Annotated in this window: 14 protein-coding genes; 8 read left to right on the plus strand and 6 right to left on the minus strand. The window is 45.6% G+C overall.

Going from position 1 to position 16,888, the window contains the following annotated elements:
- Nucleotides 1–66 precede the first annotated feature (66 nt).
- From pfaD to L5M51_RS08175, 4 genes are all read left to right on the plus strand, one after another.
- Nucleotides 67–1,713, plus strand: a complete 1,647-nt coding sequence (gene pfaD / locus L5M51_RS08160) for an eicosapentaenoate synthase subunit PfaD (protein WP_263172279.1) — start codon at nucleotides 67–69, stop codon at nucleotides 1,711–1,713.
- Nucleotides 1,714–2,068: 355 nt separating this feature from the next.
- Nucleotides 2,069–2,245, plus strand: a complete 177-nt coding sequence (locus L5M51_RS08165) for a DUF1328 family protein (RefSeq protein WP_028760636.1) — start codon at nucleotides 2,069–2,071, stop codon at nucleotides 2,243–2,245.
- Nucleotides 2,246–2,268: 23 nt separating this feature from the next.
- Complete coding sequence (locus L5M51_RS08170; RefSeq protein WP_028760637.1) at nucleotides 2,269–2,463, plus strand: hypothetical protein; 195 nt, start codon at nucleotides 2,269–2,271, stop codon at nucleotides 2,461–2,463.
- Nucleotides 2,464–2,607: 144 nt separating this feature from the next.
- Nucleotides 2,608–4,287, plus strand: coding sequence for a diacylglycerol kinase family protein (locus L5M51_RS08175; RefSeq protein ID WP_263172282.1), 1,680 nt, complete (start codon nucleotides 2,608–2,610; stop codon nucleotides 4,285–4,287).
- Nucleotides 4,288–4,337: 50 nt separating this feature from the next.
- Here L5M51_RS08175 and L5M51_RS08180 read toward each other — a convergent pair whose 3' ends face one another.
- From L5M51_RS08180 to L5M51_RS08190, 3 genes are all read right to left on the minus strand, one after another.
- The gene (locus L5M51_RS08180; protein ID WP_263172284.1) at nucleotides 4,338–4,997 is read right to left on the minus strand and encodes a hypothetical protein; all 660 of its coding nucleotides are present in this window, start codon (nucleotides 4,995–4,997) and stop codon (nucleotides 4,338–4,340) included.
- A 248-nt stretch (nucleotides 4,998–5,245) separates the two neighbouring features.
- The gene (locus tag L5M51_RS08185) at nucleotides 5,246–6,322 is read right to left on the minus strand and encodes a major royal jelly family protein (protein ID WP_263172285.1); all 1,077 of its coding nucleotides are present in this window, start codon (nucleotides 6,320–6,322) and stop codon (nucleotides 5,246–5,248) included.
- A gap of 109 nt (nucleotides 6,323–6,431) precedes the next feature.
- On the minus strand, nucleotides 6,432–7,802 hold the full coding sequence (locus tag L5M51_RS08190) for a sigma-54 interaction domain-containing protein (RefSeq protein WP_219250162.1): 1,371 nt from the start codon (nucleotides 7,800–7,802) through the stop codon (nucleotides 6,432–6,434).
- A gap of 246 nt (nucleotides 7,803–8,048) precedes the next feature.
- Between L5M51_RS08190 and L5M51_RS08195 the strand changes: the two genes are divergently transcribed.
- Both L5M51_RS08195 and L5M51_RS08200 read left to right on the plus strand, forming a co-directional pair.
- Nucleotides 8,049–8,504: a glutamyl-tRNA reductase gene (locus L5M51_RS08195; protein ID WP_219253568.1), complete on the plus strand. Its 456-nt coding sequence runs from the start codon at nucleotides 8,049–8,051 to the stop codon at nucleotides 8,502–8,504.
- Between the two features lie 276 nt (nucleotides 8,505–8,780).
- Nucleotides 8,781–9,335, plus strand: a complete 555-nt coding sequence (locus L5M51_RS08200) for a BON domain-containing protein (protein WP_105249747.1) — start codon at nucleotides 8,781–8,783, stop codon at nucleotides 9,333–9,335.
- A 285-nt stretch (nucleotides 9,336–9,620) separates the two neighbouring features.
- Here L5M51_RS08200 and L5M51_RS08205 read toward each other — a convergent pair whose 3' ends face one another.
- The 3 genes from L5M51_RS08205 to L5M51_RS08215 all read right to left on the minus strand — a co-directional run bounded on the left by L5M51_RS08205 (nucleotide 9,621) and on the right by L5M51_RS08215 (nucleotide 12,284).
- Complete coding sequence (locus L5M51_RS08205; protein ID WP_263172289.1) at nucleotides 9,621–10,025, minus strand: DUF3224 domain-containing protein; 405 nt, start codon at nucleotides 10,023–10,025, stop codon at nucleotides 9,621–9,623.
- A 129-nt stretch (nucleotides 10,026–10,154) separates the two neighbouring features.
- The gene (locus L5M51_RS08210; protein ID WP_263172290.1) at nucleotides 10,155–10,931 is read right to left on the minus strand and encodes a hypothetical protein; all 777 of its coding nucleotides are present in this window, start codon (nucleotides 10,929–10,931) and stop codon (nucleotides 10,155–10,157) included.
- Between the two features lie 213 nt (nucleotides 10,932–11,144).
- The gene (locus L5M51_RS08215) at nucleotides 11,145–12,284 is read right to left on the minus strand and encodes a polysaccharide deacetylase family protein (RefSeq protein WP_113941063.1); all 1,140 of its coding nucleotides are present in this window, start codon (nucleotides 12,282–12,284) and stop codon (nucleotides 11,145–11,147) included.
- 342 nt (nucleotides 12,285–12,626) lie between these two features.
- Between L5M51_RS08215 and L5M51_RS08220 the strand changes: the two genes are divergently transcribed.
- Both L5M51_RS08220 and L5M51_RS08225 read left to right on the plus strand, forming a co-directional pair.
- Nucleotides 12,627–15,263: a TonB-dependent receptor gene (locus L5M51_RS08220; RefSeq protein ID WP_263172294.1), complete on the plus strand. Its 2,637-nt coding sequence runs from the start codon at nucleotides 12,627–12,629 to the stop codon at nucleotides 15,261–15,263.
- A 67-nt stretch (nucleotides 15,264–15,330) separates the two neighbouring features.
- Entirely contained in the window at nucleotides 15,331–16,887 is a 1,557-nt protein-coding gene (locus L5M51_RS08225) for a tryptophan halogenase family protein (protein ID WP_263172296.1), read from the plus strand.
- The last annotated feature ends 1 nt before the right edge of the window (nucleotide 16,888 follow it).

Below are 16,888 nucleotides of genomic sequence, written 5' to 3' on the forward strand. Positions count from 1 at the left end.
ACAAATAGTTGCGCCGCCTTGGCTATCCACATCGCGCAGGGCGGCACTGATAACATGAGAACACCTATGACTAGCCATACTCTCGATCAATACAATAGCAATAACGAAAAACTCAGCCCTTGGCCGTGGCAAGTCAACGATACTGAGCTGAGCTTTGATATCGACTCATTAGGCAAAAAACTCAAAGATTTAAGCCAAGCCTGCTACTTAGTGAATCACAGCGAAAAAGGCTTAGGCATAGCGCAAACGGCCGAAGTGACCACAAGCGACAGCCAAGCGCCACTAGGCTCACACCCTGTCAGCGCCTTTGCCCCTGCCCTTGGCACCCAAAGTTTAGGCGACAGTAATTTTCGCCGCGTACACGGGGTAAAATATGCTTACTATGCCGGCGCTATGGCCAACGGCATTGCCTCGGAAGAACTGGTTATTGCGCTCGGTCAAGCGGGTATTTTGTGTTCGTTTGGCGCGGCGGGGTTAATTCCATCCCGCGTTGAAGCGGCCATTACCCGCATTCAGGCGGCGCTGCCTAATGGCCCCTACGCCTTTAACTTAATTCATAGCCCAAGCGAGCCCGCCTTAGAGCGCGGCAGCGTTGAGCTGTTTTTAAAACATAAAGTGCGCACGGTCGAAGCCTCGGCATTTTTAGGCTTAACGCCGCAAATCGTCTATTACCGCGCGGCGGGTTTGAGCCGCGACGAACATGGCGAAATAGTCATTGGCAATAAAGTCATAGCCAAAATCAGCCGCACCGAAGTCGCGACTAAGTTTATGGAGCCGGCGCCTGCCAAAATCCTCCAGCAACTAGTGAGTGACGGCCTTATCAGCCAAGACCAAATGGCGATGGCGCAACTCGTGCCAATGGCGGACGACATCACAGCCGAAGCCGACTCAGGCGGCCATACCGACAATCGTCCATTGGTCACGCTATTGCCGACGATTTTGGCGCTTAAAGATGAAATCCAAGCTAAGTATCAATACAAAACGCCTATCCGCGTGGGTGCTGGCGGCGGCGTCGGTACACCCGATGCAGCATTAGCCACCTTCAACATGGGCGCGGCGTTTATCGTCACAGGTTCAATCAACCAAGCGTGTGTGGAGGCGGGCGCGAGTGAACACACACGTAAGTTACTCGCCACCACAGAAATGGCCGATGTGACTATGGCGCCTGCCGCCGATATGTTCGAAATGGGCGTGAAATTACAAGTGGTTAAGCGCGGCACCCTGTTCCCAATGCGCGCCAATAAGCTTTATGAAATCTACACCCGTTACGATTCGATTGATGCCATCCCTACGGACGAGCGTAAAAAACTCGAAGAGCAAGTGTTCCGCTCATCACTCGATGATATTTGGGCGGGCACAGTCGCCCACTTTAACGAGCGCGATCCTAAGCAAATCGAGCGCGCACTGGATAACCCCAAACGTAAGATGGCGCTGATTTTCCGCTGGTATTTGGGTCTGTCTAGCCGCTGGTCAAACACAGGTGAAGTCGGCCGCGAAATGGATTACCAAATCTGGGCAGGCCCAGCACTGGGTGCATTTAATGCGTGGGCCAAAGGCAGTTATTTAGACGACTATAAGGCCCGTAATGCGGTGGATTTAGCCAAACATTTAATGGTGGGCGCAGCATATCAATCCCGGATTAACCTGCTGTTATCCCAAGGCGCGAGCATCCCAGTTAGCCTGCAGCGCTGGAAACCGCTAAATCGTTTTTAAACGTATTTAGCTCCTATCATCTTGTATTATAAGATCATAATATCTTCAAGCCGACACCAACTCACAGTGTCGGCTTTTATTTATCTTTACTTATGGACGACATCAGCTCACAGTCTTTGATTCAACGTATTAGGCTGAAACTCTTACCGAAGCTTAGGTAAAAATTGCCTACCCCTCTTTTAATTCACTCACACCATTTTAAATAAAATGATTTAAATTATATTTAAAATCAATTAACTACTTAAAATTTTTAAAGTTGGCATTAAGATCGCAATCAAGTAAGAGCCATTAGCCGTTACCTTACAAGTGACACAAACGGTCATGAGAAGGATTAATACAAGGGCAGGAGGTTATTATGCTAGGTTGGACATTAGTATTTCTAGTTGTTGCCGTGATTGCCGGGTTGTTAGGATTTGCTGGGATTGCTGGCGCAGCGGCGGGAATAGCGAAAATCATTTTCTTCATATTTATTGTGTTATTAGTGATTTCTCTGCTGATCAATGCCCTTAAGGGCAAATCACCGCGACTATAATTTTTTTAGAAAAGGAGATAGATATGAAACCATTTACCCTGATGACAAGTGCAGCATTCGCATTATTACTCGCCCTAGGTTTAACGGCCTGTAGTGATAACAAAGCCGAAGACGCGGGCGAAAAAATCGATGAAGTAATGACTGATACAGGTAACGCCATCGAAGATGCCTGTGAAGAAGTCAAAGAAGGTGTTAAAGCTAAAGATACTAAGTGCTAAACAAACCTCACTTTAGGGTGGCAATAGACTCGTCTATTGCCACCCTTTTGGTTTAGACTCGCTCATTTCTGCATCTCTCATCTCGACATCTATCCATTCAAGTGCAACGATTTTAACCAAGAACAATGGCATTGGAGGACTTGCATGCTAACGAAGATCCACATCAAATATTTGTACACTGCAGGTGCAGTATTGTTAGCCTATTTTGCAATAACAGACACTTCTCCCCTGCTCACTTTCATTTGTGCATGGACAAGTCTGTCACTGTTTTTAGTCGGTTCGGCCTATTGGTTTAATCTCGCCAGTATTTTTAGAAAACGCCAAGATGGTACTATTCCTTGGTATATTCGTTGGGGTTTTATTCCCTTTTTATTAGGCAGTCGACTCTATAACCACTGGGCCAGAAAATACGATTCAGTACCACCCATGCAGAGGATTGATGAACATCTGTATCTCGGCTGTAGACTCTTTTCCGCAGATCTGGAAACGATTAAAGCCAATAAGATCACTGCCATTCTGGATGTCACCGCTGAATTTGATGGCTTAGATTGGTCGCAATTTGAGGATCATATCGAGTATTTAAATATTCCCATCCTCGACCATAGCGTACCGACCAGCGCCCAACTCAATCAAGCCGTTAACTGGCTGCACCGCCAAGTGCGCGCCAATAAACAGGTACTCATCCACTGTGCTATGGGTCGTGGCCGCTCAGTGCTGGTACTCGCCGCTTATTTGGTTTGTAAAGATAAACAACAGCACTTCGCCGAAGTACTGCAGCAGATAAAGCAAATTCGCAAAACCGCCGGCTTAAACAAATGGCAATTACGCGCGCTAGATCGCATGCTCAGTCAAGGGAAAATTAACATCCACAAAGTGGCGTGGATTATCGCCAACCCAGTTTCTGGTGGCGGGAAATGGCAAGAATACAGCGAGCAAATCCAAGATGAACTCAAAGCCTATTTTGACCTAACGTTAAAACTCACAACAGCAGACAAAACCGCAAATGTCTTCGCCGAGCAAGCCCGTAATGCAGGCGCTGATATTATTATCGCCTGTGGTGGCGATGGTACTGTGACTGAAGTGGCCTCTCAAATCGTTGATACGGATATCGTCTTAGGCATCATTCCTCTTGGCACAACTAATGCTCTCAGTCATGCCCTCTTTGGTTTAGGCAGTAAACTTATTCCTATCTCTCAGGCGTTGGATAATATTATTCAAGGGCATTGCCAAGCCATTGATACCGCGCGTTGTAATGAGGAGTTAGTGTTGTTGCTTGTGGGCATAGGGTTTGAGCAACAAATGATTGAATCCGCAAACCGTGAGCGTAAAAATGCTCTCGGCCAGTTTGCCTACCTCGATGGCTTATGGCGCGCAGTGAATGCCGATATCACTTTAACCATCCAGCTCAGCTTAGATGATGCAAAACCCACAACATTGACGACCCATAGCCTAATCGTTGCCAATGCCGCACCGTTTACCAGCGTGTTGGCGCAGGGCGATGGCGAGCCAAACATGACCGACGGTTTGCTCGACATTACTTGGTTGGATGCTGGCGATGAACCCAAAGAGCAGTTGCTTAGCCTCGCTGAATTAGCGATTGCGGGATGGGTAAAGGAAGGCAATAAGAGTGTGCGAGATCAACAAGCGAGTGCAAGTAAAGTCCATCATGCCCATGCTAAAAAGGTCACCATCAGCAGCCAGCCTAAGTGTAAATATGTGATTGATGGTGAAGTATTTGAGCCAGCGGATCTCACTATTGAAGTCCAGCCAGCATCTCTTAAAGTGTTTGTTCCTTATCAGGAAACCACAGAGCAAGATGAGTGATCGTTGTGGAGGACATCCAGCCTAACTTTTTAGGCTGGATGACTGGGCATTTATAGAACGAACAAAAAATATAAAATATTCAACAAAATAAATATAACCAGCAGAACCAGTACCCGCATGAAATTAAATTCACTACCTTTGGGAAGTGATTTTTGAGTGGTGTTACTAAAATCCTGAAATTTACAATCTATCGCCTGCGCACATTGCTGTAGAACTTGTTGTAATTCCTTTCTATCAGTATTGTCACCCAATATCAATTGAGCACCGTTGGGCTGATGCAATTCTAAATAAGCCAGATAATGTTGGACAGTATCTTCCGCTTGGCGATTGCGGCTGATCTGATGCCAACGAGTGATTTGCAGCTGATAAAGTTGCACTGCTTTGATGTCCGAAAAGGCATAGGAACGCCACCGCCACAATCCCATATACCTCCCATTGAATAAACCTTTACCGAGCCACAATTGCTGTTGCTCAGCGTCTAACCAACACTGTTGCTGAACAAACACAGTCGGTAACACGGGTAACAATAGAAACAGTGTTACCCAGCCGAGAACGAGCTGTAGTATCGGATCGGGTTGTAAATAGGTTGCTCTGGCGCAGAGTAAACCAAGCAGTAATAACCCTGCAGCAAACAACCATAATAGAGGTCGGTACTGAGTACTCAGAGTTTGAATATAAAATGCATTTTTAGAAGGTTGATTGAGTTTCACTGAACTTGTTCCTTGTTCCTTGTTCCTTGTTCCTTGTTCCTTGTTCCTTGTTCCAAAAATTATCTCACCATTCAATATTGACCTGTGCCAGTCACAATAAAAGGCATTGATAGTTTGCACAATCAACACCTAACTCATTTCTAGACGCTTTCGAGTTAAACCAAAGACTCACATCAACGTAAATAAACAGTTGTGATATAACTCATACTGCAAATATAAGCTGCAACTTTGCAGTTGCAACTAAGGTGTTATTGACCCGCAGCAGTATCCTCACCGGTCCAGAGTCGCATGATACGATAAGGCGGTTTGGCTGTTTCGGCTTTTCCATTAAAGGCTTTTGCTTTATGCAATTGGTTCACTGAAATATATAACCAGCCTGTTTCACCAAATTGCACACTATCAGGAAAATCCAGTAGTGGAGAACTGACCGCTGTTGTTAGTGTGCCTTTGTTATCTAGCATGGAAATGGCATTGTGGTTCAAATTGGTAAAGTAATGATTACCTTGTTTGGACGTTGCTGCGCCATCTGATACAGGCTTGGCTCCGACTAATTTTACCGTGGCGATAATTTGATCATTATTGCCTGTTTGTAAAGCCGCAGTCGATAACTGATACCAGTGAGTGCCATTCATTGCACCATAATAGAGTGTACTTCCGTCGGCAGATAAACTGATTGGATTGACCGCTACACTGGCAACTTTGCCATTAAACAATGTTGTTTTGTTATCTATGTTCATTACTGCATCCGTTTCGGCCTGCAGCGAGCTATGACCTGAAAAACGTATTGTATGACCATCGTCGATACGCACCGCTAAGAGGCCAGGGTTGGCGATATCGGCTAAATAAATCCAGCCTTTTTGAGAGTCGACAACCAGATCCTGCATAAAGCTGCCTTTAGGCGCGAGAGCTTGTGGTAGGACGATTTGTTTATATAGACTGCCGTCCTTAATGTTGAATCCCCAAATCCTTGTCTGGCCTAATTCTAACCCCATATCTGCGGTCCAGAGGTGTCCAGCTTTGTCCTGAGCAATACCTAATAAGGTATCAAATTGAGCAGTATTGGCTGTCGATGTTTTTTGCAAATCCATTGAAGGCCAAGCTTTATAAGCGTTGGTCTCACGATTAACTTCAATCAATTGCAAACCTGATGGTGTATCAAATGGATGTACTGTGGCAAAAATCCGACCTTGTGCAGTGACGCTGACATTGCCAGGTCGTATTGGCAATTCAGCGACTGTTTCAAGACTTCCTACTACTGGGGTGGCGTTTACAAAACTACTGGCTGTCAAAGAAAGCCATAATGCTGTTGTTAATAAGTGTTTCATATTCTATCTCCGCTTTTTCTGTTTAAGGGCTGTAGAATAGGAGTTATTATTTACAAAAAAAAGAGTATAAAGTTTAGCTCTGTTTCAATATTAATTTGATAATTAATATTTATTCAGCAGTCGTTTCACCGGTCTCGACTTGCTGCTCGTACTTGCTAAGCTTGTTGTAGAGGGTTTTAACGCTGATCCCCAGTTGTTCGGCGGTATCCGTTTTATTACCTTGAGTGGTTTCTAGTGCTTGATAAATAGCGATTCTCTCTAAATCATCTAAGCGCATGCCTTGGGGGATAACAACTTGTTCACCACCACATAAACCCACTTCATTCGTCTGAGGTAGCTGTAAATGGCTGGGTAAAATATCCTGATCGGCCAGAATATAGGCTCGCTCAATAGCATGTTTTAATTCGCGCACATTACCAGACCAAGGGTACTTAGCAATCATCTGAATACAGTCTTCAGCTAAGCTCTTATTCTGCTTTTCGGCCACGTTACGATAGGCAAGAAAATGCTGCGCAAGCCCAATAATATCCTCGCCACGTTCCCGTAAGGGCGGAACGCGAATGGGAAACTGAGCCAAACGAAAGTACAAATCTTCTCGAAATAGCCCAGCCTCTATCGCCACTATGGGATCACGGTTAGTCGCTGCCACAATACGTACGTTTGCACGTTGCACTTTGTCGCCACCCACAGGACGATACTCGCTATTTTCCAACACTCTGAGTAACTTCACTTGATGATCAATCGGCATTTCGGTGACTTCATCGAGAAACAAGGTCCCGCCTTCAGCCTGTTCAAATACGCCTTTGTGATCGCGATTCGCCCCCGTAAATGCGCCTTTGACATGACCAAACAGCTCACTGTCGACCAATTCTGGGCTTAATGCACCACAGTTAATCGCAATAAAAGGCTCGTTCACCCTAGGGCTGGCAAGATGTATGGTATTAGCAACCAGTTCTTTCCCGACCCCACTTTCCCCAATAATCAGCACATTACTGCCTGTCGCAGAGACGCGACGAATTGTGCGGTATAGCTTGTGCATAGGAGCTGATGAACCAACAAGCAAACCGTATTGGTCTAGCTCGCTAGCAAAAGGATGCAGTCGATTAGGCGATGATGCTAAATACTGTGCAAAATCAGCAAAAATTTCGCTGATTAGCGGCATATCGTAAGGTTTGCGAAAGTGGTAACCCGCAAAATGAGACATTAACTGATCAAGATTGGGGTTTGGCTGACCGTCGGAGAGAAAAATAAACTCAATATTTGACATGGCCGCATTATCCAGCAGCACAAGGTAATCTTCACGACTAAGACTGGATAACTCAATAATGGCAACATCGACGTGATTTGCCCCTAGCTGCTCTATCCAAGGCAAGTCATCGACACTGCGTAGCTTATTAAAGTCAGCAGCACCAGCAAGTTCGATGATTGCTTGCTCGGCGCTAACATCCTGCAAGTGATAAAAAAGTGTCAGTCGAGCCATGCGTATCTACTCCCTGTATGAAAAACTACTGTATGTCAGCCATGAAATTTTAACAACAGCAACGGTAATAGTTGCCGATGTTCTAAGATGATATCTCGATGAACTGAGAATATCAGTCTAAAAATCAGCCTGTTAAAATATCATTAAAAACGAGAACAGAATATGCATGGTAGCTGAACGAAACAAAATCAGTTTACCCAAGCAGTTAAACAATCTATGTCGAACACTGGCATTAGGAGGCCCATAATGAAGTCTAATGTTGTGCAACATCAGACTGATATCCGCGCCGATATCATGTTGATCGATGAAATCATCAAGCTGAATCAGGAAGGACTCACATTTTACAACCAAGCGAGGAGGTATGTCGAAGACTATAATCTTAAGCGTGTTTTTTCCGCCAAAGCTAACATCCACCAACGAATGTTAACTCGGTTTGAACAGCTGAGAAGTTTGGCTGACGAGCCAATTAATGGCCTAAGTCACACCGTGCCCGTCACTTATACTCAAGCAACAGAATTGTTGCAACAGTGCCAAATTTCGCAGGCTATGACCGCCCTTGTCGACATAGAACAGCAAGTGCTAATCCAAATAAAACAAGCAGTAAGGCAAGCGCATCAGCCACAACTTGCAAACCAACTTGCAGAAGGCGCCGCTTGGCTGCAAATGAGTTACGACGGTACGGGATCGCTCAATCACCATTAATTCCCTGTCGCTAAGTGAGCCATATTTAACCGACTCCCCTCCACTTTTAATACAGACATAATACCGCACTGATGAGTGCGGTTTTTTATGCTCGAATGATGGCTCAGCATGCCAGAAAAAATTACATTTTGTCGGTAAAAAAGACCGACCTAAAGGAAAATGCCAAGGTATAAAAACGCCAGATAAAACAATTTAAACATTAAAAATCATTACCTTAAAAACATTGGCACGATTGGCGCATTATCTAGCTTCGAGAAAACAACGGAGGATATGATTATGAAAACTACAACAGCATCAGTACTAGTGGCTTTACTTGTCGGTTCAATCAGTTTAAATGTGGCTGCCGCCCAAGATTGGAAAGGCGGAACCAAGGATGCGTGGATCGATGGTAAAGCAGAAACCACTTTACTGCTCAACACGAATCTCAATTCCTTCGACATCATTACAGATGTCAAAGATGGTAAAGTGACGTTAACAGGTAAAGTGGAAAGCAGTGTGGATAAAGCCCTCGCCACAGAGCTCATCAAGAGCTTAGATGGGGTGAAAGATGTCGATAACCAACTCACTGTGATGAATGAAAAAGAAGGCACCAGTGAAGTTGTTGCCACCTTAACTGACTCTAAAGTTGCCACAGTCATCAAAACGCGTTTACTGTTTTCAACTGACGTATCCGGCACCCAAATTAATGTGGATGTTGCCAATGGCATAGTGACATTGAAAGGTGAAGTTGCCAGCGATGCCGAACGTCAACTAGCACTGAAAATTGCCGAAAATACCGACGATGTGAAAAAGGTCGTTGATAAAATTAAAGTGGTTAAAAAAGTGTCTTAACTCTCGCGACAACGGCATTTTTTAAATTAAACGTATTTTAAGTAACAGCACGCCGATCTAGACTCAAGGTTCGATAGTGCTTTATGAAAAAAGAATCAAAAAAACCAGCCTCAGCTGGTTTTTTTATGCCCATTTTCAGACCCAATCGAAAAGACCTACTCGCTTATATTAAAAAGGGTGAATTCAGATGACTCGAATGATCATAAAGGAGAAGAGTTACAGAAAACTGAGCTAAAACACAGGCGTTATTCAAGCTTCAAAGCCAAACTAAGCTTCAAAGCCAAACTAAGCTTCAAAGCCAAACTGGAATGCATAAAAATGTTGGCCATTCTCAATATTGATGGTCATAGTGCCAGTTAACCCCTGCAACTCCCCCGCCCCAGAATGGGGTATCACTTCTAAGATCAGACGATTTTGTCCATCGGTCATAATGCCAAAATGTTGTAATACAAAACTGCCCTGCTTACCGCACAAATTACCAACCACTTGTTCAATGGCCACATAGCCAGCTGAGCCCTTGACTGACGTCATAGCACTGAGCATTTCCCCCTTGCTGCGCCCCTCAAGCTCACCATAAAAGGTTTTATCTAAGCCCATACGTCCTAACGTCACACCACCAATACCAGTAGCATAGGGGCTATCAGGATTGAGCTTAACATCAAATTTCCCAGTGATTTTGCTAACTTGCATGACACTCTCCTTGTCGAAATCTTATGCTGACCTATTACCTGCTAACGCTTGCTACTGAAGCAAACATCACCCACAGACCGAAAAACAACTTAGCATAAGCCTACGTAGATCCATAATGGCATTTACACGTTACTTATGTATGCTGGTCTCACTCACTATCATCTCTATGGTTTTGACTATTTCAGGGGTTTCAGACATGGGTTGGTCAGACGCTCTATCACGATAAGTCACAGCAATTTTAAATGGGGCTTCAAAAGGATAAACAGGTTCAATACTATCCACCTCGATTCGATCGCCAAGCATGACACTGCCTAAGTGTTTCAAGCTATTGTGTTTAAAATCCAGATTAAACAATCCAAGATACCAAAATACGCCTGAACCTTGAGTCGTCACAATAAAGGGCGCCACAAAGGGCATAGTTTGCATTTTAGGATCATCTTGAATCGGTGCGTCACTTTGGGTGTCCGGCTCTAGAGCGGGATCGAAATTTAACGGTGTAATGCGCAAGTAATCGAGTAATGCTCGACCTTTTATCTCACCATCTTGGTAGTCGCCCATAGCAAACTCTGTTTGCTTGATCTTAATAAAATGTGTCAGTGCAACGGACTTGCCGCCCTCAGGCAGCGTTATTTCAACAGGATTGGCGGTATTTAAGCTAAAGAGTTTAAGCATCACTTCCGATGCATTCGCCACAGGCTTTACCTCAAAAGGTGTCACAGTTTCGATCTCATTCGCCTGAGCCTGAGTTTTTTCATGCGCCATGGCCTCATCGTATTGCATCACCTGTCCATCTTCCATCACCATATAAATATCATCATTGGTCATGTTGAAACGGTAAATACCCGCAGCAAGTAAGGCTAATACCACTAAGGTTGCCGCTATGGTTAATTTTACAAACGTACTCATCTTCTCTCCCCAATCGCGCTCGTTATGCGCTACTTTTCTAACACCGATAAACTTCAAATCAATGTCGGAGCAGTATTACAGATACTGAGTTAAAGCGAAGTGGGTAAAGTGTAAAAAATGCCGCTATTTTGAATTTTGTCAGGCTAAGTTCAGCAACATGCCTTTTACTCGACCAATATGATGGGCTGAGTAAATACTCAGCCCAATACATCACTACTTTTCGTTTTTCCACAAGGCTGGGGTTTGGCTTGGTTGCCAATTGCTTTGGGAGAAATGCGCTTGCACTAAGGAATAGATTTTATCTTGATAGGACACAAACTCAGGTAGTTGATAATTATGCTGATCCTGCCAAGCAGGGGCATAGTTATCTAGCGTATCAAAACGATATCCTTGACGTTGAGCTTCTTCAACAAAACGCTTAATTTTAGGCAAGTTGATGGTTGCACCTTGTCCGCGGTGAGCATTCTCAAACAGGAAATCGTGGGTCAAGATAACCACTTTCCCGTTATGTAAACCATCACTACAATCTAAGTTCTGCGTACGACTGTTAAGCGGATTCATCGTCGTTCCAGCGCAGGTGTTGATCACTTGATTGACTTTTGCCACCAGCTCAACCCCATCAGCCATGGATTCAGCAGGAAAGGCAACCCCCCAATCCTCTGGTCCCCAGTCTAGATCCCAGCCAAATATTTTATAGTCACTCTCGGCGAGCATGTTTTGAATTTGCACCGCAACTTGCGAACTGTTGGTCGAGGTTTCTGCGGTACAAGCAAAAGCGGGGTCCCAAGGCGGCACAGTATCGGATGTCGCACACAAGCCATCGCCTTTGAGTTTACTGGTCACTCGCCAACCATTGGTGTAAGGCAAACGTGCCAACTTAGTCATCTTGTTATTGGGATAACTGGCGGCATTAGGAATAAGCTCAACCACTTTGGCCGTGTTCGTCACAAAATAGGTGAAATCGGTGGCCGCATCTTGATAGGATTTTACGGGCCAGAGTCCAACTTGATTACAATATGCCGCGCCAGATTGCACGCCATCAGTGCAGTTATGCAGCATATGATCGTAACTGTGGTTTGCCAGAATATGACCATCATCTAGCAAGCGTTGTAGAGCGACAGCCGCTAACGCCTCGTTTTCATCCCCTTCGCCATACATATGAAACGCATTAATAAAGAACGTCGCCTTGATATTGGCATCCTTTAACGCATCTAACAGCCCTAAGGTCGCGTCAATTGGACCATCATCAAAGGTAAGGTAAATGGTTTTATCGCTGGCGTAGGCCGCACTTAAGCCAGTACTCAAGCTCGCAACACAAAGCCCAACTGCAACGGCTATCGATTTCAGTTTCATGATTTCATCCTATAAATAATGTTTAAAGATGAATAAGTTAGTTCTCTTTACGCACTGGTTAATTCATAACCTGTAGACAGCGAGTTCACTCATCCGTTTAGCTTATCTATAGTGAGTAATCCCGCCGGCATTAGTTATACCATCCTAGCAACAAGCCATACTTTTCTACACTAAGTCGATAAATCCTGCCTTTGCACCCAGTTAACCATCCTCTTACCCAAGGTTTCAAAGACAATAGAAAAATACCAATCCTAGTGTGAAAAGTACCGCATCAACAATTCGATAACAGGTAAGTTAACTGGAGAAAAAAACAACACAAAAGCACTACAGGGATGCAATAACATGTCAGAAGGTCAACTATTTAAGAGCTCTTTGCTCGCATTATGTATCGCTAACGCCTTGTTCGGGATGAGCTCAACCGCAATCGCGGCGGAGCAACAAGAGGCAACCGCAGAAAATATTGAGGTAATCCAAGTACGCGGCATACGTCGCTCGATTGAAGCCTCAATGAATACCAAACGCTTCGCCGACTCCACGGTCGATGCTATCACCTCGGAAGATATCGGTAAGTTTCCCGATAAAAATATCGGTGATGCGCTGCAGCGAATTTCTGGGGTGACGGTCGATAGGCAATACGGTGAAGTGAGTGGGGTCACCATTCGTGGTACAGCGCCAGAACAGAGTCGTATTTTGCTGAACGGTCAAACCGTTGCGAGCACCTCTTGGTATGATCTTGGTCCTGCCACTCGTACCTTCAACATGGAATTATTGTCAGCCGAGCAAGTCAGTGCGGTTGAAGTCCACAAAACGCCAACCGCTAGCCTTGAAGAAGGTGCGCTGGGCGGCACTGTCGATCTCAAAACCCGTAAGCCCTTAGATCTCGATGCTCACACTTATCAAGTGGCGGGTGAGTTGAGCCAAAGCAGCCTGTACGATGAAACAGATCCGAGTGGATCTTTCGTTGGAAGCTGGAAAAATGATGATGAAAAATTTGGTATTTTAGGCGCTTACTCAGTAGAAAAACTCACCAGTGGTCGGCATGTATTAGAATCGCTCAGCGGTTACTATGAGTACTTTTCCGCTGATCCTGCACAAAACCAAGAATCAACTGTAGGGGCGTGGGGGATTGGCTCACAAGCATTTAGGGCCGAACGTGAAAGGACCAGTGCCCAAGTTACACTGCAATTTGTACCGACTGAAAAAACAGAGTTCACCTTAGATTACTTTAATTTTGAACTCGATATCCCCCACGTAAACCATAACTTCTTAACCTTTGGCGCCCGCGGTTCGGGCTCCACCAACGTAGTAAATAACGCCCAAGGCGGCACAGCATCGGCAACGATTCTGCCAGCGTATGCGTCGATTATTTATAACCCTGTGGTACGCCACGCGGTCAATATGAAGTCTGACGTACTCAACTTAACCGGAAAATACGTCGGGGACAGTTTCACCCTTAGCGGCGTCATTGGCCAATCGACCTCAGATGGCGGCACCCAAGGCGGCTCATCTTCTTGGTGGATCCCTGCGACGGACCAAGGCGGCAAAATTGGCGATCCCGCCTTCCCTAATGGTCAAGGCAGTGTCGATGGTGGCTTTAGTTACGATGCCACAGGTCCCTATCAAGTGGTGCTCACGAGCCTAGATGCCAACGATGCTAGCCAGTTCAAGCATGCGCAGGAAGCCAACTACGAAACCACAGTGCAAGATCATAAAGTCACCTACGCCCAGTCTGACTTCGAATATCAACTCGATCATGATTTTATTAATAAAATTGCGGTCGGGATTAAGTACAACACCAGTGATTTCGAGCGTAATGCCTTCAACCGTAACCCTGCAGAAATCTTAGGTTTTGTGCCTAATGGCAACCTTGCCAACTGGAGCGATGGCGTACTGTCTGGCCTGCATTCCCAGAGCGGTGGCAATGTGCTCGACTCCTATGCCAAGTTAGATGAAGACAAATGGTGGGCGTTTATCAGCGAGAAATACGCCAATGGCGAGTTAGTGGAAGTCGCCGATCTCGGTAACACCTTCACTGTCGAAGAGGATATGTTGGCCCTGTATGCCCAAGCGGATTTCAGCGGCGAATTCTACCGTGGTAACTTTGGTTTGCGTTACGTTAACACAGACCAAACCTCAACCGGTTTTGCCGATGGCAAACCCTACAATGAATCCGTTAATTACGATAATTGGTTACCGAGTATCAACGTCGCCTTCGATCTACAAGAAGATCTAATCCTACGTGCCTCGGCCTCTGCCGTGATGGCACGTAACAACTACAGCGATCTTAAACCTGGGTTAGCGATAGCGAAAAACTTTGGTACTGCGACCGGCGGTAATCCCAATTTAAAACCCTATAAGGCGAATCAAGCTGACCTTGGCATCGAATGGTACTTCACTGAATCTTCTATGCTGTCGGCAGCCTTGTTCTACAAAGATATTGATAACGTAGTGTTTGTCACTGAGTCTACTCAATACATTGAAGGTTGCGGCGCATCAGAATCCGAGTGGGATAAATGCCGTGTCACAGCCCCAGCCAATGGCGGTAGCGGCTCTGTTACTGGGCTTGAAATCCAGCTACAACATAACTTTGAAAGCGGTTTTGGCTTCTTGACCAACTACACTTATGTTGACAGTAAGAGCACTCGCCCCGATGGCACCGAGCAAATGATTGAAGGCGTATCAGAAAACTCCTTCAACGGCTCACTCTTCTACGAAGATGATCTGTTCAGCGCCCGTATCGCCTATAACTGGCGTTCAGAATACTTAGGCGTGGGTAACATTCAAAACGTGTTAAACGACAGCTATCAACAAGTCGATGCCTCGATTATTTGGCATGCAATGGAGAACTTAGATGTTTCACTCGAAGGGGTAAACTTAACCAATGAAGTGGTGCAATCCTATGATGTTAAATACGGATTGACCCAAAACACCATCGAATTTGGTTCGCGTTATTTCGTCGGTGCCAGCTACAAATTTTAAACTTGAGTCACACCATAGCCGACCTTAGGGTCGGCTTTTTGCGTTGATAATGCAGCGGGGATAAGCCATGAAAGTGAAGCAAGCAATCAGAAAAATCATTATCTTAGGTGGTGGAACCGCAGGTTGGATGGCAGCAGCAGCCCTCGCGAATAACCCCGTATTTGCCGCCATTGAGCTCTGTTTAGTGGAATCGGACAACATAGGCACCATAGGCGTTGGTGAAGGTTCAACGCCACACTTGAAACGCTTTATGGACAACTTAGGCATTAGCGAAAAAGATTGGATGGAACAATGCCACGCCAGCTATAAAACTGGCATCGATTTCATCAACTGGAATGGGGACGGGCAGCAATATTTTCACCCCTTCTATTGTCAAATGGATGTGAAACCCGCTGAAGTTTTCTTTATCAACGCCAATGCAAGACGCCGCGGTCATGGCAGTGCCGTTAAACCCGATGCGTTTTTCTCAAGCGGCGTACTGGCCAAACACAATCTCAGCCCTAGGCCGAATAAAGCGTTGCCCTACGCTAACGAATACGGCTATCACTTCGATGCGACTGAGCTGGCCAACTACTTAAAAGAATACGCTTGCCAACGCGGCGTAAAACACCTCATCGGCGATGTCATTGAAGTTTCAACAACCCAAAACCAACATATAGACGCCTTAATGCTGGCGAATGGCGAACGACTTAACGCCGACTTTTTTATCGATGCCAGCGGCTTTAGCGCTAAGTTAATTCATAAAACCCTAGGCGTACCCTTTCAATCCTTCGCCAATGAACTGCTCAACGACAGCGCCGTCACTGTTCCTGTTCCTGTACCAGCATTAATGGACTCCACTCAAACACAGCAAACCCATGATCTACAAAACCATGCATTGCAAACCCAAGCACAGCAAGCCAAGTACCATACCCGCGCAACGGCGCTCAGTGCGGGCTGGCTATGGCAAATTCCCCTCACCCACAGGCTTGGCAATGGCTATGTTTATAGCAGTCGCCACCTCAGTGCCAATGCCGCGGCCAAAGAATTATTGCACAGTGTTAATCTGCCAGAATCGACCCAAGTACGGTTTCTCAAGATGCGGGTCGGTGTCAGTGACAAGGCTTGGCACAACAATGTACTGGCGATAGGACTTGCGCAAAGTTTTATCGAACCGCTCGAAGCCACGTCGATCATGATGACCCAATTCACCCTTGAAAAATTTATGTCGTTATTCGAGCGCTATCAATTGAATAAGCAGGCAGAGACCTTAAGTCGACAAACACTCAATCAGGCGGTCATGCAGTTAGTGCTCGGCATAAAGGATTATATTCAGGCCCATTATGTCACCAGCCAGCGCAGCGAACCCTATTGGTTGGCGGCGAGAAAAGTCACCATTTCCCAAAGGCTGACACAACTATTGCAAGCTTGGTATCAAGGGGAAGACTTTGATTTACTGCTTTACCAATACGATCAGCAACTCGCCTACTTTCGCCCTTCTTGGTATGCGCTGTTAGCGGGAATGGATTACCGCGACCCAAAACTGAAGCGCCCATTTGAGCCGATTTCAGCGGAGATCACGGCGCAAGCGATACGCTACAGCCAAACCTTAGTGGAGCAGTATTTTCAACCTAAGCATCCGTGAT

Source organism: Shewanella sp. SM73, assembly GCF_025653795.1.
Classification (GTDB): domain Bacteria; phylum Pseudomonadota; class Gammaproteobacteria; order Enterobacterales; family Shewanellaceae; genus Shewanella; species Shewanella oncorhynchi.

Excerpts from the sequence above, each read along its gene's own strand:
- pfaD (WP_263172279.1), top strand. The coding sequence starts at position 67 with ATGACTAGCCATACTCTCGATCAATACAATAGCAATAACGAAAAACTC.
- L5M51_RS08165 (WP_028760636.1), top strand. The coding sequence starts at position 2,069 with ATGCTAGGTTGGACATTAGTATTTCTAGTTGTTGCCGTGATTGCCGGG.
- L5M51_RS08170 (WP_028760637.1), top strand. The coding sequence starts at position 2,269 with ATGAAACCATTTACCCTGATGACAAGTGCAGCATTCGCATTATTACTC.
- L5M51_RS08175 (WP_263172282.1), top strand. The coding sequence starts at position 2,608 with ATGCTAACGAAGATCCACATCAAATATTTGTACACTGCAGGTGCAGTA.
- L5M51_RS08185 (WP_263172285.1), bottom strand. The coding sequence starts at position 6,322 with ATGAAACACTTATTAACAACAGCATTATGGCTTTCTTTGACAGCCAGT.
- L5M51_RS08190 (WP_219250162.1), bottom strand. The coding sequence starts at position 7,802 with ATGGCTCGACTGACACTTTTTTATCACTTGCAGGATGTTAGCGCCGAG.
- L5M51_RS08195 (WP_219253568.1), top strand. The coding sequence starts at position 8,049 with ATGAAGTCTAATGTTGTGCAACATCAGACTGATATCCGCGCCGATATC.
- L5M51_RS08200 (WP_105249747.1), top strand. The coding sequence starts at position 8,781 with ATGAAAACTACAACAGCATCAGTACTAGTGGCTTTACTTGTCGGTTCA.
- L5M51_RS08205 (WP_263172289.1), bottom strand. The coding sequence starts at position 10,025 with ATGCAAGTTAGCAAAATCACTGGGAAATTTGATGTTAAGCTCAATCCT.
- L5M51_RS08210 (WP_263172290.1), bottom strand. The coding sequence starts at position 10,931 with ATGAGTACGTTTGTAAAATTAACCATAGCGGCAACCTTAGTGGTATTA.
- L5M51_RS08215 (WP_113941063.1), bottom strand. The coding sequence starts at position 12,284 with ATGAAACTGAAATCGATAGCCGTTGCAGTTGGGCTTTGTGTTGCGAGC.
- L5M51_RS08220 (WP_263172294.1), top strand. The coding sequence starts at position 12,627 with ATGTCAGAAGGTCAACTATTTAAGAGCTCTTTGCTCGCATTATGTATC.
- L5M51_RS08225 (WP_263172296.1), top strand. The coding sequence starts at position 15,331 with ATGAAAGTGAAGCAAGCAATCAGAAAAATCATTATCTTAGGTGGTGGA.